Source organism: Candidatus Margulisiibacteriota bacterium (assembly GCA_028715625.1).
Classification (GTDB): domain Bacteria; phylum Margulisbacteria; class Riflemargulisbacteria; order GWF2-35-9; family GWF2-35-9; genus JAQURL01.
Genome location: JAQURL010000113.1, coordinates 1 through 3848 on the forward strand (window position 1 = coordinate 1; position 3848 = coordinate 3848).

The 3848-nt window shown below is 37.8% G+C and carries 2 protein-coding genes and 1 pseudogene; 2 read left to right on the forward strand and 1 reads right to left on the reverse strand.

Going from position 1 to position 3848, the window contains the following annotated elements; genetic code table 11:
- Positions 1 to 102 (forward strand): annotated as a pseudogene (locus PHV30_11920) (hypothetical protein).
- On the opposite strand, the gene PHV30_11925 reads toward PHV30_11920, so the two are convergent.
- Complete coding sequence (locus tag PHV30_11925) at positions 95 to 1837, reverse strand: hypothetical protein (protein MDD5457721.1); 1743 nt, start codon at positions 1835 to 1837, stop codon at positions 95 to 97. The pseudogene PHV30_11920 and the gene PHV30_11925 sit on opposite strands and share 8 nt — an antisense overlap.
- A 182-nt stretch (positions 1838 to 2019) precedes the next feature.
- Here PHV30_11925 and PHV30_11930 point away from each other — a divergent pair, with 182 nt between their 5' ends.
- Entirely contained in the window at positions 2020 to 3747 is a 1728-nt protein-coding gene (locus PHV30_11930) for a glycosyltransferase family 2 protein (protein ID MDD5457722.1), read from the forward strand.
- The last annotated feature ends 101 nt before the right edge of the window (positions 3748 to 3848 follow it).

Consider the following 3848-nt stretch of genomic DNA (forward strand, 5'->3'; position numbering starts at 1 on the left):
CAGGAGCAAGATGAAATCGCTCTCAGGAGTCACAATAACGTAGAGCGAGCAACTATGGACGGTTCTTTCGCAGACGAAATAGTGCCTATTTCGATCAGGCAGGAATGACTGTGAAAATATAGGATATTTTGTATTCCTGGATGATTTTCCGCAGTTCCTCGTAAGAGTGTGCTTGAGGTTTCCCGTTGTAGGGGGTATCGTAGGTCACGACATGAATAACATCATGCTGCAATACGCGGCCAAAAAGCGGGGCGGTAAGATTGTCATAATCGCAGGCAATAACGCTTCCGGTTTCAACATTATTTTCAACCCATTCCCAGGCTATCCCGATAGGGCCGTATATCCATCGATAATACTCAAACGGAGGCAAGGTTTTGAATTGTGAATAAGCCTGCAAGACCTTTCCCTGGTACGGGACAAGAATGGGAAGTGTAACGATAAAAGAGAACCCCAAAGATATTATTATAAGTGCATCCATAATTTTTTTATGCATGCCGGTTAACTGGTTTTGGACATAGGCTATAGCAATGGCAGTAATGGAACAAAGAAAGATAATATACCGTGGCACGGGGCAGGTGCTGGTTAAAAACCACAAGGCTAATGTCAGGGGAAAGCACAGTAAAATCATGAACAATAATGTTTCTTTTTTCTTAAACGATACATACGAGGCATAAAACAGGCTTACAATTCCCAGGACAAATTGCATGCCAAAGCCGTTTTCGATGGAATAAGTAACTGCGCCGCGTATTTTTTCCTTTAAAGGGTATAATAGCCATTCTGCCCGGCTATTAACGAACCATTGTTCATACACCGATGTTTTTCCAAGTTTTTCAGTGCCCGTTAACAGGGTAATATTAAAAAGTTTAATTTCATAGGGAAATACGGGATTCCCGGTAATAATAAAATTTCTTACGTACCAAAATCCACCGCCGGTGAAAGCAAGTAAAACTCCTGCAGTCAGGAATTGGGGGGATAATTGTTTTCTGTTTACATAACAGAGAAGAAATACTGCGACAAGTAACCAAAACCCTCCTGGTTTTATCCCGCTTGCAATACCCAGAACAGTACAACTTAAAAGGAAAAGGTATGTTTCTTTTGTTTTGGAATATCCCACAACAAAATTCAGAACCAGAATGATAAAACAGGAAAATATGACATCAACATAAGCGACTGAACACAAAAGCATTATTGCCGGGGTAAGCAATACCAAGGGGATTACGATTATCGCATCGTGTATATTTAACTTTCGGGCAAGGCTGTACGTTGCCAGCGATAGCATCAATGCGAATGGAACCTGGGTAAGGTTAAGGAGATTTAGGCTTTTGCTCCCCAGATACAGCCACATCATGAACAGGCTTCCGTTCATCGGAAAAAATGACGTAGCGCACAATGGCTGGATAATAAAGATACGCTTTTCTTGTACCCAGTGAAATACGGTAGGGAGGTGATAGGTAATGCTGTCCCACCCATACGGGGGGATAAGCCATCCCAGAAAAACAATAAAACCGTACGATACCAGAATAAACTGAAAAAAGAGAAGATGCCGGATATTTTTAATTGAAGAAACAGCTTCTATTGAAGTAATTCGCCAATGAATCTTTTGCCACGAATAGCAGATAATCGGTAGTGATATCAGAAAATTAGTTAAAAAAAGATTGAATGTGTCCAATTTGCCCAGCAGGCCCAGTGCTGCTTGCGTTACAATGATTTGCAGACTAAACCAAACGAAACTTCCCAGCAAGAGGTCATAGGTATCTGTGAGCTTTTTTTGAAGTAGAAGGGCATAGGAAAAAATAATAAGAATTGAAACGCCGATAAAAAAAATTATCTGTACCATGTATTTTCTAAAAAGTTGATAAATCCCTGCCAAAGATAATCAGTCATATGCCAATGGAAATAAGCATAGAACAATAGTGCGGCTGAGGAAACTACCAGGAAAAATATATTGGGAAATGAACCTTTAGTGGATTGTGATGATTTTTCACCCATCGAAAACCTCTATTGTGTAAACCGTATTTTATGCTAAGATTATATTACAATTATGCGATTGAAACAAATTTTAAAACAATAATGACTAAACGCGAAAGAAATCCAGTCGCCATTACGCCTTTTCTTGAAAAAGACAGCCTGATGTTTATTATTATTTTAGGGTTGTGGATCATGACAATTCTGCATTTTGATCCTAAAATAATACATTATCTCCCTAGAAACAGTACTTTGCTGCCAAAAATTTCTATCTTAATTTTTTTAGTTTGCGTGGATGTCTTCTGGCTTTACGGGATATATCACCTTGTTATCGCTTTTTTTTCTGCTTTTGTAGTTAAGGCAAATAATATTATTAACAAAGAGCAGGGAAATAGCGATAGAACAGCAATCCTTTATTTGACTATGAATGATTTCCGGGAAGAGGCTGTTTTATCATGCTTAAATCAAGATTCTGACAACTTCAATGTTTTTATACTGGATGACAGCGATGACCGATATTGCAGAGAAAAAGTTGATAGCTTTATCACCAGAAATAATCAAGTCAGACTTATTAGAAGAAAAGCGAGAACGTATTTTAAAGCAGGCAATCTTAATAATGCTTTATCTGAAATTTACAAGGACTATGATTACTTTGCGGTATCAGATTCTGACGGTATCCTGCCGGACAATTTTTTGAAAACGCTTTTGCCATATTTTAAGCTGGACAAGAATATAGGATTTGTTCAGGCGAATCAGCGTTGGAACCCAAACCAGGAATCCGAGTTTGCAAAAGATTTAGGTCTAAATACTGATGTTCATTGGAAATATTATCTACCGGCAAAAAATATTTATGGATTTCTCATGTTTTATGGCCATGGGGCTATAATAAGAACTGATATTTGGAAGGAAATAGGAGGCTTCCCCCATTCGATCACTGAAGATCTGGTCTTTTCTTCGTTGGTGAGGGGAAAGGGTTATATCGGGGTATTCGTTCCGGAAGTAATATGCTTAGAGGATTATCCCGAGGATTACAAATCATTCAGGATTAGAAATGAGCGGTGGGTTAAAGGAACAACAGAATACTTGTTTAAATGGTTCCCGAAGCTTTTGCTCTCAAGTAAGGTCCCTTGGTTTGAAAAACTGGATGTGTTTGTTTCAGCGGGAATTTTATTGCAACCATTTGTGTTCATTATTTTCTTATTAATCGTTAGTGTTGTTTTGCCTTTTGCCGCCAAGTGTTTCGGGTTATATATTCCTTTGGTGGCGACATTTGTTCCTTTAAGCACCGCATGGTCAACCTTTTTTGCCGGAGTATATTTTTCTTCAAACTGGACTTTTGATTTTTTCCTCATGATGACTATTGCGGCTTTTGCTCAGTTTGCCCCGTTATTTTGGTCAATGTTGAAAGATCCGATAAGAATTACCAGGCATATAAGTTGTTTTATGTTTATTTGCCTGTCTTCCAGCATCGCTTCTTTTATAAATATTTGCAGTATCATAATAAGCAGAAAAAGCAATTTTTTAGTCACGGGGATAAGAAAAAAGAAGGATACGCTAGAGCATAAAATTATAGTCTTCGTTGAAATGATTTTCAGCGTCTTTTTGGTTTTTTCCACGCTGAAAACAGGAAATGTTTGGCTTGTAACAGTTCCATTTTCAGTGATTCTTAATCCGTTCATGTATAAAATAAAATGGGACAATCCCATTTTTGTGGTAGTTACTTATTTGCCGTTTGTCCTGATTTCCATGATTGTTATTCTTATTTCAATCAGCACGTTTTAAAACTGTGATTTAAAACTGTGATTTCAAAAAAGTATTGACAATCCAGGCATGATGCGATAAGAATAGAACAAAAGTTCTTTAATAGCTATTGTTCTCATTGA

Coding starts and splice junctions, on each gene's coding strand:
- PHV30_11930 (MDD5457722.1), top strand. CDS start 2,020: ATGCTAAGATTATATTACAATTATGCGATTGAAACAAATTTTAAAACA.
- PHV30_11925 (MDD5457721.1), bottom strand. CDS start 1,837: ATGGTACAGATAATTTTTTTTATCGGCGTTTCAATTCTTATTATTTTT.